Source organism: Methylobacterium sp. B4 (genome assembly GCF_003201865.1).
Classification (GTDB): Bacteria; Pseudomonadota; Alphaproteobacteria; order Rhizobiales; family Beijerinckiaceae; genus Methylobacterium.
This window is the reverse complement of the sequence record NZ_QJJJ01000014.1, coordinates 77,413-96,103: the sequence shown is the minus strand read 5'-3', so window position 1 is coordinate 96,103 and position 18,691 is coordinate 77,413. Positions and strand designations below refer to the sequence as shown.

The following is an 18,691-nucleotide window of genomic DNA, read 5'->3' as shown; positions in this document are numbered from 1 at the left end:
AATAATTGCTGAAGTAATGGGTTTACCTCTCAGATAATAAGCAGAGAACAGCTCGGATTGAGATACAGTTTTAATGATTTGGAAAGGTGGCTAACGCGACGAAAGCGCACCCCGCTGCCAAGCCGATTTAGTATGCCGCGGCGCAGCCGGATCGCGCTCGGTGTCTGCGTCCGCGCGGCGGTCCTGATGGTCGGAGCTGGGGTGGCCTGGCGAAGCAAAGCCGAGATCCCGCAAAGCCGCGTCAGGATGCTGGCCTCCGTCACGCTCGCGTCGAGGCGAAAGGCGCGGAACAGCCGATCGGTGATACCCCGCTCGCCGCCGGCCGCGTCGATGAGCCAGCGCGGGGAGAAGCCGATCGCGCGATGGAGGGCGACCTTCAAGACGGTGTTGCTCACATCCACCGGTAGCGCCCAGCCAGCGACCGCGCCCGCGACGACATTCAGGGCACACTCGGCCGCGCGTTGCATCAGGCGGTGTATCCGCGGCGTCATGAACCGCATGCTGGCGTACGAGGCGGCTTGCGGGCCGCGAGGTCGAGCGCGGCGATGATGACGGGCGTCAGGATCTCGGTGGTAAGCCGTGCTAGCCCGACAGTCCAATCGCCGTAGGGCAGCGGCACCATCGTGATGCCGGGTGGGGACAGCCTCGGCGACGAGGACCGGCCCGGCCGACAGAAGCGCGAGTGCGAGGCTGCTGGCCGCGACGCAGGCGAACCATGCCCGTTTGTGGTCAGGTAGAGCGGCCAGTCGTCCCAAGCACGGCGGTCGGCGCGGCGCCGACCGCGGCCGTGCACCACCCGACCGAGTCCCGCTCGATGCCGGGCAAGCCAGCATTAGCGAGGAGCCGCACGACGCGCGGATTGTTGACCGTATCTGCGCAGGGCGTCGCGCCGCGCTGGCGGGGTATGTCCTGTGTGCAGATTGATATCATCATAAAGAGGGCTAAAAGCTGCAATATATCGCCTGATCCGAGGCGCTGCACGACAACAATTAGAGAGTGTGCGGCGCGTACGGTTTCATTCAAAGAGCGATCGCGTGGGCATGGACATGGACGTGACTCGTTGGGCGGCCGCCGTCGCCGATGCCTACGCCGCGGAGGCCAAGCCACCGCTGACGGAGGACCTGATCGATCGGGTCCGCGGCGTCCTTTCGCGGGCGTTGGAGTCCGAGGCCGACCGGTCCTCGCCGCCTGAATGCCTGGAGCGGCTGAACGCGGCGCTCGATGCCTTCGAGGCGGAGCTGCGGGCCGTCGTCGGCCCTCGGGTCGCGTCGCTGGACGATGCGTCGGGGGCGGTGACGATGCGCCATCGCTCCGAGGCCGGGCAGCCCCTGCGTGCCTTCGGCGGCCAGTAGCTGTTCGCGCTGCGCCAATCCCTTCGCCCATCTGCCCCCTTTTGGAAGACAGGTTGCGTCATGAGTGAGGAAACGGGGACGGTCCGGCGCTTCGCCCACCCGGGTCGGGGGCGCAACGTCAGCCGCGCCGTGCCCAAGGGGCGCCAGGTCGATCCGCAGGCGAAGGTCGAGATCGAGGAACTGCTCGGCGCTCGCTCGCGCCAGCGCGACCTGCTGATCGAGCATCTGCACCTGATCCAGGACACCTACGGCCAGATCGGCGCCGACCACCTGGCCGCGCTCGCCGACGAGATGGGGCTCGCCTTTGCCGAGGTGTTCGAGACCGCAACCTTCTACGCGCATTTCGACGTGGTGAAGGAGGGCGATGCGGACATCCCGCGCCTGACGGTCCGGGTCTGCGACAGCATCACCTGCGCGATGTTCGGCGCCGACGAGCTGCTGGAGACGCTGCAGCGCGAACTGGCTTCCGACGCGGTCCGCGTCGTGCGCGCGCCCTGTGTCGGCCTGTGCGATCACGCGCCTGCGGTCGAGGTCGGGCACAACTTCCTGCACCGGGCCGATGCGGCTGCCGTCCGCGCTGCGGTCGAGAGCGAGGACACTCACGCCCACATCCCCGACTATGTCGATTACGACGCCTACCGGGCGGGCGGCGGCTACGCGTTGCTGGACCGTCTGCGCAGCGGCGCGCTCGCCGTGGACGACGTGCTGAAGGTGCTCGACGACGGCGGCCTGCGCGGTCTCGGTGGCGCAGGCTTCCCCACGGGCCGCAAGTGGCGCTCCGTGCGCGGTGAGCCGGGCCCCCGTCTGATGGCGGTCAACGGCGACGAGGGCGAGCCCGGCACCTTCAAGGACCAGCTCTACCTCAACACCGACCCGCATCGCTTTCTGGAAGGCATGCTGATCGGCGCCCACGTCGTCGAGGCGGCCGATGTCTACATCTACCTGCGCGACGAGTACCCGATCTCCCGCGAGATCCTGGCCCGCGAGATCGCGAGGCTCCCCGAGGGCGGCACCCGCATCCACCTGCGCCGGGGCGCGGGCGCCTATATCTGCGGCGAGGAATCCTCGCTGATCGAGTCGCTGGAGGGCAAGCGCGGCCTGCCGCGGCACAAGCCGCCCTTCCCGTTCCAGGTCGGCCTGTTCAACCGCCCGACGCTGATCAACAACGTCGAAACGCTGTTCTGGGTGCGCGACCTGATCGAGCGCGGCGCCGAATGGTGGAAGAGCCACGGCCGCAATGGCCGGGTGGGCCTGCGCTCCTACTCGGTCTCAGGCCGGGTCAAGGAGCCGGGCGTCAAGCTCGCGCCTGCCGGCCTCACCATCCAGGAACTCATCGACGAGTATTGCGGCGGCATCTCTGAAGGCCACAGCTTCGCGGCCTACCTGCCGGGCGGGGCGTCGGGGGGCATCCTGCCGGCCTCGATGAACGACATTCCGCTCGATTTCGGCACGCTGGAAAAATACGGCTGCTTCATCGGCTCGGCGGCGGTCGTGGTCCTCTCCGACCGGGACGACGTGCGCGGTGCGGCGTTGAACCTGATGAAGTTCTTCGAGGACGAGTCCTGCGGGCAGTGCACGCCCTGCCGCTCGGGCACGCAGAAAGCCCGCATGCTGATGGAGAACGGCGTCTGGGACACCGATCTCCTCGGCGAGCTGGCGCAATGCATGCGCGACGCCTCGATCTGCGGGCTCGGCCAAGCGGCCTCGAACCCCGTCAGCACCGTGATCAAGTACTTCCCCGATCTCTTCCCGGAGCCGCGGGCCGTGGCGGCGGAATGACGCCCAGCCCGACGATGTCTCCTCACCTGATGCCTGAGCCTGGAGCGGACGCATGAGCAACGGCCCCGAACCGCACGGCAACAAAATCGAACAGCCCGAGATTCGCGCCGACGGACGCCAGGATGCCGGCGGGCCGGCACGGGGCGCGCCATCGACCTCCGGCGGCGCTTATTCGCAGGGCGCCAAGTCCGGCGGTCAGGCCGCGCCCGACCCTTCCGGCACCTACGGCATCACGGACGGCCCGACTGCGCCCGCGACCATCACCTTCGAGTTCGACGGCCAGCAGGTCGAGGCGCAGCCCGGCGAGACGATCTGGGCGGTCGCCAAGCGCCTCGGCACGCATATCCCGCATCTCTGCCACAAGCCCGAGCCCGGCTACCGCCCGGACGGCAATTGCCGCGCCTGCATGGTCGAGATCGAGGGTGAGCGCGTGCTCGCCGCCTCGTGCAAGCGCACGCCCGCCATCGGCATGAAGGTGAAGTCGGCCACCGAGCGCGCCACCAAGGCCCGCGCCATGGTGCTCGAACTGCTGGTCGCCGACCAGCCCGAGCGCGCGACCTCGCACGACCCGTCCTCGCATTTCTGGGTGCAGGCCGACGTCCTCGACGTGACCGAGAGCCGCTTCCCGGCGGCCGAGCGCTGGACCAGCGACGTCAGCCACCCGGCCATGAGCGTCAACCTCGACGCCTGCATCCAGTGCAATCTCTGCGTTCGCGCCTGCCGCGAGGTGCAGGTCAACGACGTGATCGGCATGGCCTACCGCGCCGCCGGCGCCAAGGTCGTGTTCGACTTCGACGATCCGATGGGCGCCTCCACCTGCGTCGCCTGCGGCGAGTGCGTCCAAGCCTGCCCGACCGGCGCGCTGATGCCGGCCGCCTATCTCGACGCCAACCAGACCCGCACCGTCTATCCCGACCGCGAGGTGAAGTCGCTCTGCCCCTATTGCGGCGTCGGCTGCCAGGTCTCCTACAAGGTCAAGGACGAGCGGATCGTCTACGCCGAGGGCGTGAACGGACCGGCCAACCAGAACCGGCTCTGCGTGAAGGGCCGCTTCGGCTTCGACTACGTCCACCACCCCCATCGCCTCACCGTGCCGCTGATCCGCCTGGAGAACGTGGGTAAGGACGCCAACGATCAGGTCGATCCGGCCAATCCCTGGACCCATTTCCGCGAGGCGACGTGGGAGGAGGCGCTCGACCGCGCCGCCGGCGGCCTCAAGGCGATCCGCGACACGAACGGGCGCAAGGCGCTGGCGGGCTTCGGCTCGGCCAAGGGCTCGAACGAGGAGGCCTACCTCTTCCAGAAGCTGGTCCGGCTCGGCTTCGGCACCAACAACGTCGATCACTGCACGCGGCTCTGCCACGCCTCGTCGGTGGCGGCGCTGATGGAGGGCCTGAACTCCGGCGCCGTCACGGCGCCCTTCGCGGCGGCGCTCGACGCCGAGGTGATCGTGGTCATCGGCGCCAACCCGACCGTGAACCATCCGGTCGCCGCGACTTTCCTCAAGAACGCGGTGAAGCAGCGCGGCGCCAAGCTGATCATCATGGACCCGCGGCGCCAGACGCTCTCGCGCCACGCCTACCGGCACCTCGCCTTCCGCCCCGGCTCCGACGTGGCGATGCTCAACGCGATGCTCAACGTGATCGTCACGGAAGGGCTCTACGACGAGCAGTACATCGCCGGCTACACCGAGAACTTCGAGGCTCTGCGCGAGAAGATCGTCGATTTCACGCCCGAGAAGATGGCCTCGGTCTGCGGCATCGACGCCGAGACCCTGCGCGAGGTCGCGCGGCTCTACGCCCGGGCCAAGTCCTCGCTCATCTTCTGGGGCATGGGCGTCAGCCAGCACGTCCACGGCACCGACAATTCGCGCTGCCTGATCGCGCTCGCCCTCATCACCGGCCAGATCGGCCGTCCGGGCACCGGCCTGCATCCCCTGCGCGGCCAGAACAACGTCCAGGGCGCGTCCGATGCCGGCCTGATCCCGATGGTCTACCCGGACTATCAGTCGGTCGAAAAGGACGCGGTGCGCGAGCTGTTCGAGGAGTTCTGGGGCCAGTCCCTCGACCCTCAGCGGGGCCTCACCGTGGTCGAGATCATGCGCGCGATCCACGCGGGCGAGATCCGGGGCATGTTCGTCGAGGGCGAGAACCCGGCGATGTCCGACCCCGACCTCAACCACGCCCGCCACGCGCTGGCGATGCTCGACCATCTCGTGGTGCAGGACTTGTTCCTGACCGAGACGGCCTTCCACGCCGACGTGGTGCTGCCGGCCTCGGCCTTTGCCGAGAAGGCCGGCACCTTCACCAACACCGACCGGCGCGTGCAAATCGCCCAGCCCGTCGTCGCGCCGCCCGGCGACGCGCGCCAGGATTGGTGGATCATCCAGGAACTGGCCCGGCGCCTCGGCCTCGACTGGAACTACGGCGGCCCGGCCGACATCTTCGCCGAGATGGCGCAGGTGATGCCGTCTCTCAACAACATCACCTGGGAGCGCCTGGAGCGCGAGGGGGCGGTGACCTACCCGGTCGATGCCCCGGACCAGCCCGGCAACGAAATCATCTTCTATGCCGGCTTCCCGACCGAGAGCGGACGCGCCAAGATCGTGCCCGCGGCGATCGTGCCGCCGGACGAGGTGCCGGACGACGAGTTCCCGATGGTGCTCTCGACCGGCCGCGTGCTCGAACACTGGCATACCGGCTCGATGACCCGGCGCGCGGGCGTGCTCGACGCACTGGAGCCCGAGGCGGTGGCGTTCATGGCACCCAAGGAGCTCTACCGCCTCGGTCTCCGGCCGGGCGGGTCGATGCGGCTGGAGACGCGGCGCGGCGCCGTCGAGCTGAAGGTCCGCTCCGACCGGGACGTGCCCGCGGGCATGATCTTCATGCCCTTCTGCTACGCCGAGGCCGCCGCCAACCTCCTGACGAACCCCGCCCTCGATCCGTTGGGCAAGATCCCGGAGTTCAAGTTCTGCGCGGCGCGCGTCGTGCCCGTGGAGGCGGCTCCGATGGCGGCGGAGTAGCTGGCGGTTTCCGCGGACGGGCGACGCGTCATGGCGCGCCGCCCGTCCGAGTGCCGACAGCCAAGTTTTCAGTTCCAGGTGTTCGGAACCGAGCCCGGCTCACGCCTTCAGCAGGTGAAGGCTGAAGCCGCTGTCGTCATCGACCCAGAGGCGAACCGGCTCCCAGCCGGCCGAGGCGGCGAGCGTCTGGAACGCCTCGGGCGCGTATTTGTGGGAGGTATCGGTGCGGATGCTCTCGCCGGCCTCGAAGGCGATCGTCTGCCCACCGAGCCGGTAGCGGGCCGGCGCGCTCGCCACGAGATGCGCCTCGACCCGGAAGGGGTCGTCGCATAGGCGCGCCTCGTGCCGGAAATTGGTGCGATCGAAGTCGCTGCCGAGTTCCCGGTTCATCCGCGCGATCAGGTTGAGGTGGAAATCTCCCATCAGGCCGCCCGCTGCGCCGTAGGCCCGGCCCAGGCGCGGCGCGTCCCGCGTCGGGTCGGCACCGATCAGGAAATGGCTCGGCCCCAGTGTCTCCCGCGCGCGTTCCAGGAAGTTGCGGGCTTGCTCCGGAGCGAAGTTCCCGATTGTGGTGCCGGGAAAGAAGCCGAGAAGCGGACGGGGAGCGGCCCCGTGCGGAAGCTGCACCGGCTTCGAGTAATCGGCGCAGACCGGCGTCATCGCCACGCCGGGATAGTCCGGCGCGAGGCGGGCCACGGCCGCTTCGAGATAGGCTTTCGAGATGTCGAGGGCGACGTAGGCGGCCGGCGCGTCGAGCGCATCGAGCAGGGTGCGGATCTTGCGGCTCGCCCCGCTTCCGAATTCCACGACGCTGACCCGCGACCCGACGAGGGCGGCCACCTCCCTCGCGACCCGCGGCAGCAGCGTCATCTCGCGTCGGGTCGGATAGTAGTCGGGATGCGAGCAGATCCGGTCGAACAAGTCGGAGCCGGTTTCGTCCCAGAGGTACTTGCCGGGCAGCGTCTTCGGCCGCCCGGAGAGGCCGGCGAGCGCATCCCGCAGAAACTCGGCGCGCTCGTCTTCGTCCGCGCCGCTCATCGTGCGGTGGGACGCGTGGCGGTGAGGATCACCAGCGCGATGCGCTCGGCCTCGGCATAGCCCGGATCGTCGAGCTCCTCGCCGTACTCGTCCGGATCGAACTCGCGGTAGGACGCGTCGAGCCCGGCTCGGGCGCAGATCGTCTCGGCTTCCGCGCGAAAACCGTCCTCGCCCTCCACGATCGCCGAGCCGGTGAAGAGGACGAGGCTTCCGCCGGGCGCCAGCCGCTCGGCCGCCGCCTCGACGACGCGCAGGGACAGGCCTGCCCCGAGGGGGCCGCCGCCGTGGCGGTAGGCCCGGCCCCCCGCATCCACCATGAAGGGCGGATTGGAGGTGATCAGGTCGAAGGAGCCCTCGACATCGCGCAACATGTCGCTGTGGAGGGCCGTGACGTTGTCCACCCCCGCGAGTCGGGCATTGGTCCGCGCCGCCCGCAGGGCTGCCGGATTGATGTCGACGAGGATGATCTCCGCCTCCGGCAGTCGCTTGGCGACCAGGATGCCGGCGGCGCCCGAGCCGCAGCCGATATCGACGATCCGCCGCGGCGCCGGCTTTCCGGCGCGCGCCCGCTCCTCCAGATGCTCGAGCACGGCGCCGGCATAGCGCATGGTGTCGGGGCCGAAGAACACGGCGTCGGCGGCGAGCGGCGGGTAGGCCGCATGCAGGAACAACTCGTCGTCGAGGCTGGAGAGGCGGATGCGCGCCTTCAGGAGCGCGCCTTCGACGTCCTCCGATCGGTCGAGCACGCCGGCGCGCTCCATCAACGCGGTCAGTTCGGCCGGGATCACGCCTTCGCGGAACGGCCGGCTCCAGCCCAGGACGTCCCGCAGGGAGCGCGCGGCGGCGTTCTGAGGCCGCCCATTGACCCGGGCATGGGTCGCCGGCGTCACCGTGGTGAAGCGATAGCCGCTCTCGCGCACCGCGCGCAGGAGGGCGAGAAGCGCCTCCTCGCGGCTCCGGGGCGCAGCCTCGTCGTTGGGGGCAGGGCGGGTCCGAAGCTCGGCCACGCTCATCCTCAACCCTCCATCTGTCCGGCGACGAATGCGCCCGAGCGCAGGTCAGCGGCGACCTGCTGCGCATCCCATTCGCGCACCTCCTCGCGGCGGTGATAGGGGCAGACCCAATCGTCGGGCACCGCCCGGCCGCTGAACTGACGCGCGGCGGAGCGCTCGCCGTGCTGCGCGAGCATCGGGTTGGCCGAGCCGGCCCAGGCCACGTCCCGCTCGACGATCGAGTCGCGCAGGCGCTCGTAGCGCCCCTCCGCCCGCAGGCGCTCGAACTGGTCGTGCAGGTTGAACACCAGGACCGGTCTCTCGAAGCGGCGCGCCTTCCGGCTCGCGCCCGGATGCAGCCCGACGATGAAGAAGCCCTCGCCGCCGAGGCTCATCGAGAAGTGGGAATCGTCCGGGTTGGCCGAGACACGGGGATCCTGGGAATGCCCGAGAACGCTGTCGCGATCGGACAGGGACTGCATCCGCTTCCACAGGGCGGCCTCGAACGCCTCCTCACTGAGGCGGCGCGGGCCTTCGAACACGACGGCGAAGCTCTGGAACAGGTCGCGGCGGGCGCGGTAGCGGCAGATGAAGGCGAGCAGCGCCGGGTAGATCCGCGCATCATCCCGCTCGGAGGCGATGTCGCCGGCGACCAGAACCTTCATCTGACCGCGGGAAAGGGCGGATTTGGCGCCGACGCAGGGGAAGGGCTGTTGTCGGATGAAGTGCCGGAACCGTTCAGCGAGCGGATGACCGGTGTCGTCGGTAGGCAGCAGCATGACACCTCGTGCGGAGCGGACGAGCGAAGACCGGGCGCCGGACCCTGTGTCCGGCGCCGTGGCGCCCGTGAGAGGAAAGCCGGCTCTTAGGCTGTCGAGCCGGACCTCGATGAAGATGAACTGCGCGGGGAACCGCATCGCGGTGCCATTGTTCCGCCGAAGCTGGGGATATCCGGAAAGCTACGGTGACGCGCTCATCTGCGTGTCTTCTTGATTTGCCGCGACATCGTAGCGCGGACTTTCCCGTGACTCTCCCGGCGCCGGGTCTGATGCCGTCAGGACTCGATCTCGTACTGGATCGGCTTGAAGGAGAAGTTGTTCGATTGCGGCGCCGAGCAGGCCGTCAGGCCGATGATGAGATCGGTCTCGGCCACGAAGCTCACCCAGTCGCCGGCCCGGCTCAGCGGCGGCTTCACGGCGATCTCGCCGCTCGTGCCGTCGACGGTGACGTGCATGAAGACGTTGAAGGCGACCGGAATCCGGTCGGGTCCGATGCCGTAGGGCGCGAGGGCCTCGGCGAGATTGCCGAAGCAGCCCCGGTGCGGGTGCTCCTCGCCGTAGATGATCCGGAAGGTGTCGGCCGAGCAGGGCGTGAGCAGGAAATCGTGCCGCCCCACCGTATCCTCGACGATGCGCAGGAGCACGGTCGAGCGGTTCGAGTAGATCGGGTCGCCCGCCGTCAGGAAGATCCGCGACGCGTAGTCGATGGTGCGGCCCGAGGAGATCACCTCGTCGAGGTCGTCCCGGCGGAAGGCCACAAGGTCGGCGACCTGCTCGCCCAGCGGATCGATGACGGTGAGGCGCTGCCCGCGATCGAGGGTGAAGGCGGCCCCCGAGCGCGGCGGGATCTCGTGGCGCACCGTCTGGCTCATTCGTCGTTCGCTCCTGATTGATGGCGGGATCGCGCCCGCCCCATGTCGCGCCGATCCCGGCCGTCAGGCGCGGGACAGGCTTGGCCGCAGATGGCGGCGCGACAGGGGATCGGATGAACCCGCCCTCGGGTTCCCGACAAATGCGAGCGTCCCGCCCCGGGGCGAGACCGGAGAGCTCTGCCCGTGGACGCCCGACCCGAAGAACGCTTCCGCCCGCAGGCCGAGGCCGGCCCGAAGTCCGGCCGGGATGCGCCTGGCTCGTCCCGTCACGGCGCGGAGCTGACCCTGCGCGGCCTTCTGCTCGGCGCGGTCATCACGGTCGTGTTCATGACCGCCAACCTCTATATGGGGCTGAAGACCGGCGTCACCTTCTCGACCTCGATCCCGGCGGCGATGCTGGCCATGGGCCTGCTGCGGTTGTTCGGCGGCTCCGGCATCCTCGAGAACAACATCGTCCAGACGCAAGGGTCTGCGGCGGGCACCCTGTGCAACGTCATCCTGGTCCTGCCGGGCCTCGTGCTGATCGGCCACTGGCACGGCTTCCCCTTCTGGGAGACCACGGCGGTCTGCCTCGTCGGCGGGCTGATCGGCCTCGTCTACTCGATTCCCCTGCGGCGCGCCCTGGTGATGGGGGCGGGCCTTCCCTATCCCGAGGGCACGGCCGCCGCCGAGGTGCTGCATGCGGGCGAGGCGGGCGACCGCGGCGGCCTGCGCATCCTGCTCAGCGCGGTCGGCGCGGGCGGGGCGATCGGGCTGGCCACCACCGGCTTCCGGCTGCTGGCCGACGGGCTCCATACAACGCTGGCCGCGGGCCCGGCCCTGTTCCGCCTCGCCACCGGTTTCTCACCCGCGCTCGTCGGCGTCGGCTACCTCGTGGGGCTCGGCGCCTGCCTCGCCCTCCTCGTCGGCGTGGGTCTGGCCTGGGGCATCGCCGTGCCGCTGCTGACGGCCTTCGGCGACGGTGCGGGCGGGGAGGGGGCCGAGGCCGCGGCCCGGGCGGTCTGGTCTGACAAGGTCCGCCTGATCGGTGCCGGCATCATCGCCGTCGGCGCGATCTGGACGGTGGCCTCGCTCGGCCGCTCGATCCTCGGGAGCATCCGCTCCGCCTTCGGCGCCGCGCAGGGCGGTGGGCACGCCCTGCGCGAGCTGCCGCGTCAGGAGCGCGACCTGCCGATCACCTGGATCGCGGGCTCGTCCCTTCTGCTCGCCCTGCCGCTGGCTTGGCTCTTCTTCCACTTCAGCGCGGGAGCGGAGCTGGGCGGCCTGCGCTTGGCCCTGGTGGCGGTGGCCACCCTGTTCACCGTCGTCTTCGGCTTCCTGATGGCGGCGGCCTGCGGCTACCTCGCCGGCCTGCTCGGCTCCTCCTCCTCGCCGATCTCCGGCATCGGCATCCTGACGACGCTGCTCGCAGCCCTGCTGCTGCCGCTCCTGCTCGGCCGCGCCGCCGGGCCCGAGGGTGAGCGCTTCGTCGTCGCGGCCGCCCTACTCCTGGCCTCCGTCGTCGTGACGACCGCCTCCATCGCCAACGACAACCTTCAGGATCTCAAGACCGGCCAGCTCGTCGATGCCACGCCCTGGCGCCAGCAGGTCGCGCTCGGGGTGGGCGTCGGCGTCGGCGCCCTGGTGATCGCCCCGCTCCTCGGCCTGCTCTACAACGCCTACGGCTTCGTCGGCGCCCTGCCGCGGGAGGGCATGGACGCCTCCGCGGCGCTGCCCGCGCCCCAGGCCGCCCTGATGACCCAGATCGCCGGCGGCATCGTGCGCGGCGAACTGCCCTGGTCGATGGTGGCGACGGGCGCGGTGCTCGGCGCACTGCTCGTCGCCCTGGAGTCGCGCCTGCGGCGCAGCGGACGCTCCTTCCCGGCGCTCACCGTCGGGATCGGCATGTATCTTCCGCTGGAGGTGGTGGTCACCATCGCCTTCGGCGGCCTCGTCGGGCGCCTCGCCGAGCGCCGCCTGCGCGGAGCGGACGAGGAGGCCCGGGGGAGCGGACGGCGCCGGGGCGTGCTGCTGGCCTCGGGCTTCCTCGTCGGCGAGAGCGTCGTCGGCGTGCTGCTCGCCGCGGCCGACACCTTGAGCGGCCGCAGCGCCTCGCTGGCCTTCGCCGGAGGCGCTCTCGGCGGGGCGACGCCCTGGCTCAGCCTCGCCGTCTTCGCGCTGGTGCTGGCTGCGTTCTACCGCATCGCCTCGCGCCCGGATCCGGCCGACGCCGATACGAAGGGCCGCCATGCGTGAGCTCCGGCCCCGGATCGTCGCGCGCGGGCGGCCGCGATGACGCGCCCGGAGCCGGATGTCGAGGCGGCTCAAAAAGTCGAACCGCCCCGCGAAAAGGGGGTTGAGTCCCGCCGATCCTCCGCTTATAGAACCGCCCATCGACGCGGCACACACCACCGACGCCGACGCCAGAGACCGGAGACGGTCACGGCCAAAATGATGGGGCCTTAGCTCAGCTGGGAGAGCGCTTCCATGGCATGGAAGAGGTCATCGGTTCGATCCCGTTAGGCTCCACCATCATACTTTCTTAGCTCTGAATCAGAAGCAGTTTGGCATCGTTCATGGAACGATGCGGCGCGACGCGTGTCTGCTGCCGAAGCGCGCGGCGGACCTCTGCTGCCTCTCGATCATTCTGCACAGTACGGAACGCCGGACCCGCCGAGAGCGAAGTGCGCCTGCATTTCGGCGATCCGCGATCCGGAGCGCTCGCGCCCCGAACCGAATGCGGCCTCTCACCGAGGCGGGGAACGCCCCCGCCCCAGGCACGTCTCCGCGTTTCGATCGGGCGCCTGCGTCAGCGCACGCCGCCGCCGACGTTGATGTCCTCCCCGGTCACCCAGCGGGCCTCGTCGGAGGCGAGGAAGGCGACGACCCCGCCGATGTCGTCCGGCCGGCCGGCGCGGCCGAGTGGGGTTTGGGCGACCATTCCGGCCTCCATCTCCGAGCCGGCGATGCCGGCCGTGTGGGTGCCCTCGGTCACCACGTAGCCCGGGCTGACCACGTTGACCCGGATCTTGCGCGGGGCCAACTCGTTGGCCAGCACGCCCGAAATGACGTTCACGGCGCCTTTCGTGCCGCTATAGACCGCCGAGGCGACCGGCTGCACGCTGGCGGCGACCGACGAGATGTTGATGATGCTGCCGCCTTCCCCGAGATGCGAAGTCGCCGCCTGGGTCGTGAGCAGGACACCCAGCACGTTCACGTCGAAGAGGCGCCGGTAATGTTCCTCGGTCACCTCCTCGATGGACGCGAATTCGTAGATGCCGGAATTGTTGACCAGCACGTCCAGCCGGCCGAACTGCGCCACCGCCGCCTCGATCAGTCCGCGCGCCTCCGCAGCCTTGGAAACGTCGCCCTGCACCGCGACGGCCCGGCCGCCGGCCGAAGTGATCGTATCGACGACGGCGTCCGCGCCGGCCCGGCTCGACGCGTAGTTCACCACAACCGCCGCGCCGTCCCGCGCCAACGCCTTGGCGATGGCCGCGCCGATGCCCTTCGATGCGCCGGTCACCACCGCGACCTTCCCGTCAAGCTTTGCCATCTGTGCTATCCTGGACTCCGGGACGGCACCGGAATGGCTGCCTTGGTCCCATAGTTCGGAATTTCGGAACTAGTAGAGTGTGCTTCAAGTCCCCACATGTTTGAAAGATGAGGCCACTGGTTCACCCCGCGATTGAGGATGTCCGCCCGGAAGCGATCCTGCACGCGCTGTCCGATCCGTCCCGCGCGGCGATCTTTGCGCGGATCTCGGGCGCGGGCAGCGTTCAAGCCTGTGCGTCCCTCTCCGCGCTCGGGGACCGGGTGATCCCGAAATCGTCGCTGTCGAGCCACTTCAAGGTGCTGCGCGAGGCCGGGTTGATCAGGTCCGAGCGTCAGGGCGTCGAGATGCGCAACCACTCGCGCTGCGCCGAGGTGGAGGCCCGCTTTCCGGGCCTGCTCGGCGCGATCATGAGCGCCTACGCCTCGCAGGGATGCGGGACTGCGGGCAAGACGGAAGGGGCGTAGCCGCGCCGATCGGCGGCGGCGCGAGCGATCCGGGCAACTCGCACCGCAGGATTGCTTCGGCTCCGCCGCGCGAGGGTGGCGAAAAACCTGCGCCGTCGTTGCGCGCCGTCAGGCGGGGCAAGTCCAGCAGCGCGACGCCGAATCCGTACCCGCAGAGCCGTCGAACGCCGCTCAGTGCGCCTCTTCCCAGTTCCCCGCCGCCCGCGCTTCCACCACCAGCGGAACGCTCAGGGTCAGAGCCGGGGCGGGGGCTTCTTCCATGACGTGCGAGATCACGGGGATCGTCGCCTCCACCTCGTCGTCGGGCACCTCGAACACGAGTTCGTCGTGCACCTGCAGCAGCATGCGCGCGGTGAGCTTTTTTGCTGCGAGCGCATCCTCCATCCGCACCATGGCCCGGCGGATGATGTCGGCGGCGGTGCCCTGGATCGGGGCGTTGATGGCTTGGCGCTCCACGCTCGCCCGCTCCGACGGGTTGTTGGAGCGGATCTGCGGGTAGTGGCAGACGCGCCCGAACAGGGTGGTGACGTAGCCCTTCTCGCGGCAGGAGCGCTTGGTGGTGTCGATGTAGTCGCGGATGCCGGGAAACCGCTCGAAATACTGCTTGATGAAGGCGGAAGCCTCTTCCCGGCCGATGCCGAGCCGGTCGGCCAGGCCGAAGGCCGAGATGCCGTAGATGATGCCGAAATTGATGGTCTTGGCCCGGCGCCGCAGATCGCTGGTCATCTGGTCGAGCGCCACGCCGAACATCGCCGAGGCGGTGGCCGCGTGGATGTCGAGCCCCTGCTCGAAGGCCTCGCGCAGCTGCGGGATGTCGGCCATGTGGGCGAGCAGGCGCAGCTCGATCTGACTGTAATCGGCCGAGATCAGCTTGTGCCCGGGCGGGGCGACGAAGGCCCGGCGGATGCGCCGGCCTTCCTCCGTGCGCACGGGAATGTTCTGGAGGTTCGGGTCCGAGGAGGAGAGCCGGCCCGTGGTGGTGGCGGCCAGCGCGAAGGAGGTGTGGATGCGGTTGGTCTCGCGGTCCGCATGCACCTGCAGCGAGTCGGTGTAGGTGGATTTCAGCTTGGAGAGCTGGCGCCAGTTCAGGATCTTCTTCGGCAGGTCGTGGCCGGCCTGGGCCAGCTCTTCGAGCAGCGTAGCGGGCGTGGCCCACTGGCCCGACGGCGTCTTCTTGGCGCCGGGCAGGCCCATCTTGCCGAACAGCACGTCGCCGATCTGCTTCGGGGACGAGACCTGGAATTTCTCGCCCGCGTCCTCCTGGATCTCCTCCTCGAGGCGGGCCAGGATCTGCGAGAAGTCGCCCGAGAGCCGGCTCAGCATCTCGCGGTCGATGCGGATGCCCTCCCGTTCCATCCGGGCCAGCACCGGCACCAGGGGGCGCTCCAGCGTCTCGTAGACCGTCACCCGCCGCTCGGCGACGAGGCGCGGCTTCATCATCCGCCACAGGCGCAGGGTGACGTCGGCGTCCTCGGCCGCGTAGGCCGTCGCCTTGTCGATCGCCACACGGTCGAAGGTGACCTTGTTGCGGCCGGTGCCGGCCACGTCGGCGAAGGTGACCGGCTGGTGGCCGAGATGGCGGCGGGCCAGTTCGTCCATGCCGTGCCCGCCTTTGCCGGCGTCGAGCACGTAGGAGATCAGCATGGTGTCGTCGAAGGGCGTCACGTCGAGGCCGTAGCGGCGCAAGACGGAGAGGTCGTATTTCAGGTTCTGGCCGACCTTGAGCGTGCCGGGATCGGCCAGCAGCGGCTTGAGCAGCCGCAGTGCGGTGTCGAAATCGATTTGGTCGGGCTGCATGTCCGAGGCATCCGCCTCCGCGCCTCCTCCGCCGAAAAGGTCGCCGCCCTTCACCTCGGGCTTGACGTGGGCCAGCGGAATGTAGGCCGCCCGACCCGGCGCGGTGGCGAGCGAGACGCCGACGAGGCCCGCCTTGGCCGCATCGAGCGCATCGGTCTCGGTATCGACCGCGATGACGCCAGCCTCGTAGCTCTCGGCGATCCAGGCTTCCAGCTGCTCCACCGTGGAGATCGTCTCGTAGGCGCTCGTGTCGAACGGCTTCACGGCTTCCGCCGCGCGGGCGGCGACCAGCGACGAGGGCGTCGGCTCGCTTGGGCCGCGCTTCTTCGGAGCCTCGTCCGGCAGGTCGAGATCGGCGAAGGGGTCGGCCTCGCCGGCTTCCGGCGGCGCCGCGCCGTCCGTGCGCTCGGGTGCCGCCGCGGTCTCGGGATCGACCGGCACCGCGTCGCCGAAGAACGGCACCGCGTCGCTGCCGCCCGCCGCGTTGGTGTAGGCGTGGGGCTGCGCGCCCGGCAGCAGCGCCGGATCGGGCTTCACCGCCTCGGGATCGACATGGAGCATCTGCGCGATGCGCCGCGTCAGGGTGTTGAACTCCATCGCCTTGAGGAAGCCGACGAGCTTCTGCGGATCGGGCTCCGGCACGCCGAGTTCGTCGAGCGGCACGGGGACGGGCACGCTCTCTTCGAGCGCCACCAGGCGGCGCGAGAGTTTCGCTTGGTCGATGTTGGCGAGCAGCATCTCCCGGCGCTTGGGCTGCTTGATCTCGGCCGCCCGCTCCAGAAGTTGCTCCAGGCTTCCGTATTCCTTGATGAGCGCGGCCGCCGTCTTGAGGCCGATGCCGGGCACGCCGGGCACGTTGTCGGAGGTGTCGCCGATCAGCGCCAGCGCGTCGCCGATCTGCTCCGGGGTGAGGCCCTCCCATTTGGCGATGATCGCCTCGCGGTCGAGGTTGCGCTCGGGCCGGTAGCCGGGCTTGCCCTTGGCGCCCGACTCGAAGTCGTAGAAGCGGATTCTGTCCGAGACGAGCTGCATCAGGTCCTTGTCGGAGGACACGATGATGACCTCGGCGCCCCGAGCCTCGGCCTGACGCGCGTAGGTCGCGATCAGGTCGTCCGCCTCGTAGCGTTCCAACTCCACCGCGTGCAGGCCGAAGGCGCGCACGGCGTCGCGCATCAACGGCATCTGGCGCTTGAGGTCGTCCGGCGCGTCGGGGCGATGGCCCTTGTAGTCGGGGAACAGCTCCTTGCGGAACGAGCCCTCGGACTTGTCGAAGACGATGCCGAGATGGGTCGGCTTCACGCCCGCCGCGCCGTCCTGAAGGAACTGGGCGATCTTGGTGCAGAACAGGCGCACGGCGCCGGTGGGCAGGCCGTCGCTCGGACGCGTGTTGTACTTCTGGTCCTGATTGATCGACTGGAAGTATGCGCGAAAAATGAAGGACGAGCCGTCGACGAGGATCACCCGGTCCTCGGCGCCCACGGGAGCGGCCGGCTTCGCTTGCGTCTCGTCGGTCATCGGTCGAACAGCCATCGGCGAACACGGAAGGCCCTCGGCAGGGCCAGGGCCGATGCATAGAGCATTTTGGCCCACCCGGGACATTGCCCCGGCGCCGGGAAATGCCGCAGGTCCCCGGTTCTCTTCGCGTTCCATGGCGCAGCTTGCCGGTGATGGCGCGGGAAAAAGACCCGACGCGGCGCTGAAATCAGGCCGCATGTGCGATGCTGCACTGCACGGGTCGAGCGTGTCGCTGCGTCGGAAACCCGTTGATGCGGCGGCCTGATTTGCGGCGCGCGCGATGTCGCGGAAACAAAATTCAAGCGTCTATCGATCATTTCGAAATATATCGATGCTGCACTGCGACAAACTGTGTGTTGTCCTGCGCAGGATCAGCTCCAGATCAGGTCCATCGAAAGAAGAGCGGCTGCGGCACTGGGCCGGACGACTGGCTCGGAGCTGCCGCTTCCCCGCTCGCTCATCGGAAAAAGGATCGATCATGACGAACCGCAGCAAGCTCACCGCAGCTCTCGCCCTGGCGCTCGGCCTCGCCGCGACTCCGAGCCTCGCTCAGAGCGTCTATTCCGACAGCGCCAGCTACAACCGCGACGGCACGCTCAACGTCTGGGGCGCGCATATCGACCCGCCGCGGGAGCGGGGTGGCCTTCTCGGCGGCGTGGGCAATCTGGTCGGCGGCACCGTCAATGCGGCCGGCACCATCGTCGGCGGTACCGTGAACGCGGCGGGCAATGTCGTGGGCGGCGTGGTCGGCGGCACCGCGGGTGCGGTCGACGACGTGGTGACGGGCTCGGTCCGCCGCCCGGCCGGCTACACCGCCTATCAGGAGCGCCCGGTCGGCTACGGCCGCACGGCCTACTGAGACCGGCTTCATCGCTGAGGACGGCTGGACGGCGGGGCGCGAGCCCCGCCGTTCGCTTTTGTGTGCCGCTCAGATCCGCTGGCGAACGGAAGGTCGATTTTCACCGCCCGGACAGGCGCGGTAGGATGCGGATCTCCAAGGGAGGGACGGACATGAAGCTCGCCTCACGCCTGGGCGCCGCGGCACTCACCCTTACGGTCGCCCTTGCTTTCGCCGCACCCGGCACCGCTGCCCGGGCGGCGGGCGCGGCGCATGGCGATGGTCCCGGCACGGTGACCTTGCCGGACGGCGCCGCCGTCAAATGGGAGAAGGGGCCGCCCGACCTGCCCAAGGGCACGGAGATCAGCGCCCTCGCCGGCGATCCCGCGAAGCCCGGCCCGTTCGTGCTGCGGATCCGCTTCCCCGCCGATACGGTGATCGCCCCCCATACCCATTCGAAGGCGGAGACGCTGACGATCCTGTCGGGCTCCATCTTCCACCAGCACGGCACCAAGATCGACAAGTCGAAGGGTGCCGAGTTGCGAGCCGGCGGCTTCGTCTTCCTGCCCGAGAAGATGCCGCACGCCCTCTGGACGACGGGCGAGCCCGTCATCCTCCAGGTCAACGGCAGCGGCCCGTTCGGAGTCGATTATCTCGATCCGGCCGACGATCCGAGCAAGGCCAGGAACTGAGCGGCAGGGGAGGGGG

The 18,691-nt window shown here is 69.3% G+C and carries 14 protein-coding genes and 1 tRNA gene; 8 read left to right on the top strand and 7 right to left on the bottom strand.

The genetic code is table 11. From position 1 onward, the window contains the following. Window positions 1-29: 29 nt before the first annotated feature. Window positions 30-467, bottom strand: coding sequence for a hypothetical protein (locus tag BY998_RS16855; RefSeq protein WP_110352763.1), 438 nt, complete (start codon window positions 465-467; stop codon window positions 30-32). Window positions 468-1,040: 573 nt separating this feature from the next. On the opposite strand from BY998_RS16855, the gene BY998_RS16845 reads away from it, so the two are divergent. The 3 genes from BY998_RS16845 to fdhF are packed head-to-tail and all read left to right on the top strand — an operon-like array spanning window position 1,041 to window position 6,153. Further along, window positions 1,041-1,352 (top strand): hypothetical protein, encoded by a 312-nt coding sequence (locus BY998_RS16845; RefSeq protein WP_110352762.1) that lies wholly within the window; start codon window positions 1,041-1,043, stop codon window positions 1,350-1,352. A gap of 60 nt (window positions 1,353-1,412) precedes the next feature. After that, window positions 1,413-3,131, top strand: coding sequence for an NAD(P)H-dependent oxidoreductase subunit E (locus BY998_RS16840; RefSeq protein ID WP_110352761.1), 1,719 nt, complete (start codon window positions 1,413-1,415; stop codon window positions 3,129-3,131). Window positions 3,132-3,183: 52 nt separating this feature from the next. Then, window positions 3,184-6,153 carry a formate dehydrogenase subunit alpha gene (fdhF, locus tag BY998_RS16835; protein WP_110352760.1) on the top strand — a complete coding sequence of 990 codons (2,970 nt, stop codon included), beginning with the start codon at window positions 3,184-3,186 and terminating at the stop codon, window positions 6,151-6,153. A gap of 99 nt (window positions 6,154-6,252) precedes the next feature. Here the strand turns inward: fdhF and egtD are convergent, their stop codons facing one another. The 4 genes from egtD to BY998_RS16815 all read right to left on the bottom strand — a co-directional run bounded on the left by egtD (window position 6,253) and on the right by BY998_RS16815 (window position 9,834). Beyond that, window positions 6,253-7,191: an L-histidine N(alpha)-methyltransferase gene (gene egtD / locus BY998_RS16830; protein WP_110352759.1), complete on the bottom strand. Its 939-nt coding sequence runs from the start codon at window positions 7,189-7,191 to the stop codon at window positions 6,253-6,255. After that, window positions 7,188-8,204 carry a methyltransferase gene (locus tag BY998_RS16825; protein ID WP_110352758.1) on the bottom strand — a complete coding sequence of 339 codons (1,017 nt, stop codon included), beginning with the start codon at window positions 8,202-8,204 and terminating at the stop codon, window positions 7,188-7,190. Before BY998_RS16825 ends, egtD begins: the two co-directional genes overlap by 4 nt. A 2-nt stretch (window positions 8,205-8,206) precedes the next feature. Beyond that, a complete protein-coding gene (gntA, locus tag BY998_RS16820) occupies window positions 8,207-8,962 on the bottom strand; it encodes a guanitoxin biosynthesis heme-dependent pre-guanitoxin N-hydroxylase GntA (RefSeq protein WP_110352778.1) in 756 nt (251 codons plus the stop codon). 275 nt (window positions 8,963-9,237) lie between these two features. Next, entirely contained in the window at window positions 9,238-9,834 is a 597-nt protein-coding gene (locus BY998_RS16815; RefSeq protein WP_110352757.1) for an urea carboxylase-associated family protein, read from the bottom strand. A gap of 183 nt (window positions 9,835-10,017) precedes the next feature. On the opposite strand from BY998_RS16815, the gene BY998_RS16810 reads away from it, so the two are divergent. Then, window positions 10,018-12,069, top strand: coding sequence for an oligopeptide transporter, OPT family (locus BY998_RS16810; protein WP_110352756.1), 2,052 nt, complete (start codon window positions 10,018-10,020; stop codon window positions 12,067-12,069). Between the two features lie 200 nt (window positions 12,070-12,269). After that, window positions 12,270-12,345: transfer RNA gene (locus tag BY998_RS16805), tRNA-Ala, on the top strand. Between the two features lie 277 nt (window positions 12,346-12,622). Here BY998_RS16805 and BY998_RS16800 read toward each other — a convergent pair. Beyond that, window positions 12,623-13,369, bottom strand: a complete 747-nt coding sequence (locus BY998_RS16800) for a glucose 1-dehydrogenase (RefSeq protein WP_110352755.1) — start codon at window positions 13,367-13,369, stop codon at window positions 12,623-12,625. 107 nt (window positions 13,370-13,476) lie between these two features. Here BY998_RS16800 and BY998_RS16795 point away from each other — a divergent pair, with 107 nt between their 5' ends. Beyond that, window positions 13,477-13,833 carry a helix-turn-helix domain-containing protein gene (locus tag BY998_RS16795; RefSeq protein WP_110352754.1) on the top strand — a complete coding sequence of 119 codons (357 nt, stop codon included), beginning with the start codon at window positions 13,477-13,479 and terminating at the stop codon, window positions 13,831-13,833. A gap of 171 nt (window positions 13,834-14,004) precedes the next feature. On the opposite strand, the gene polA is transcribed toward BY998_RS16795, so the two are convergent. Next, on the bottom strand, window positions 14,005-17,145 hold the full coding sequence (gene polA / locus BY998_RS16790; RefSeq protein ID WP_110352753.1) for a DNA polymerase I: 3,141 nt from the start codon (window positions 17,143-17,145) through the stop codon (window positions 14,005-14,007). Between the two features lie 478 nt (window positions 17,146-17,623). On the opposite strand from polA, the gene BY998_RS16785 reads away from it, so the two are divergent. Continuing rightward, the gene (locus tag BY998_RS16785; RefSeq protein WP_110352752.1) at window positions 17,624-18,004 is read left to right on the top strand and encodes a hypothetical protein; all 381 of its coding nucleotides are present in this window, start codon (window positions 17,624-17,626) and stop codon (window positions 18,002-18,004) included. A 152-nt stretch (window positions 18,005-18,156) separates the two neighbouring features. Continuing rightward, on the top strand, window positions 18,157-18,675 hold the full coding sequence (locus BY998_RS16780; RefSeq protein WP_110352777.1) for a cupin domain-containing protein: 519 nt from the start codon (window positions 18,157-18,159) through the stop codon (window positions 18,673-18,675). Window positions 18,676-18,691 lie beyond the last annotated feature (16 nt).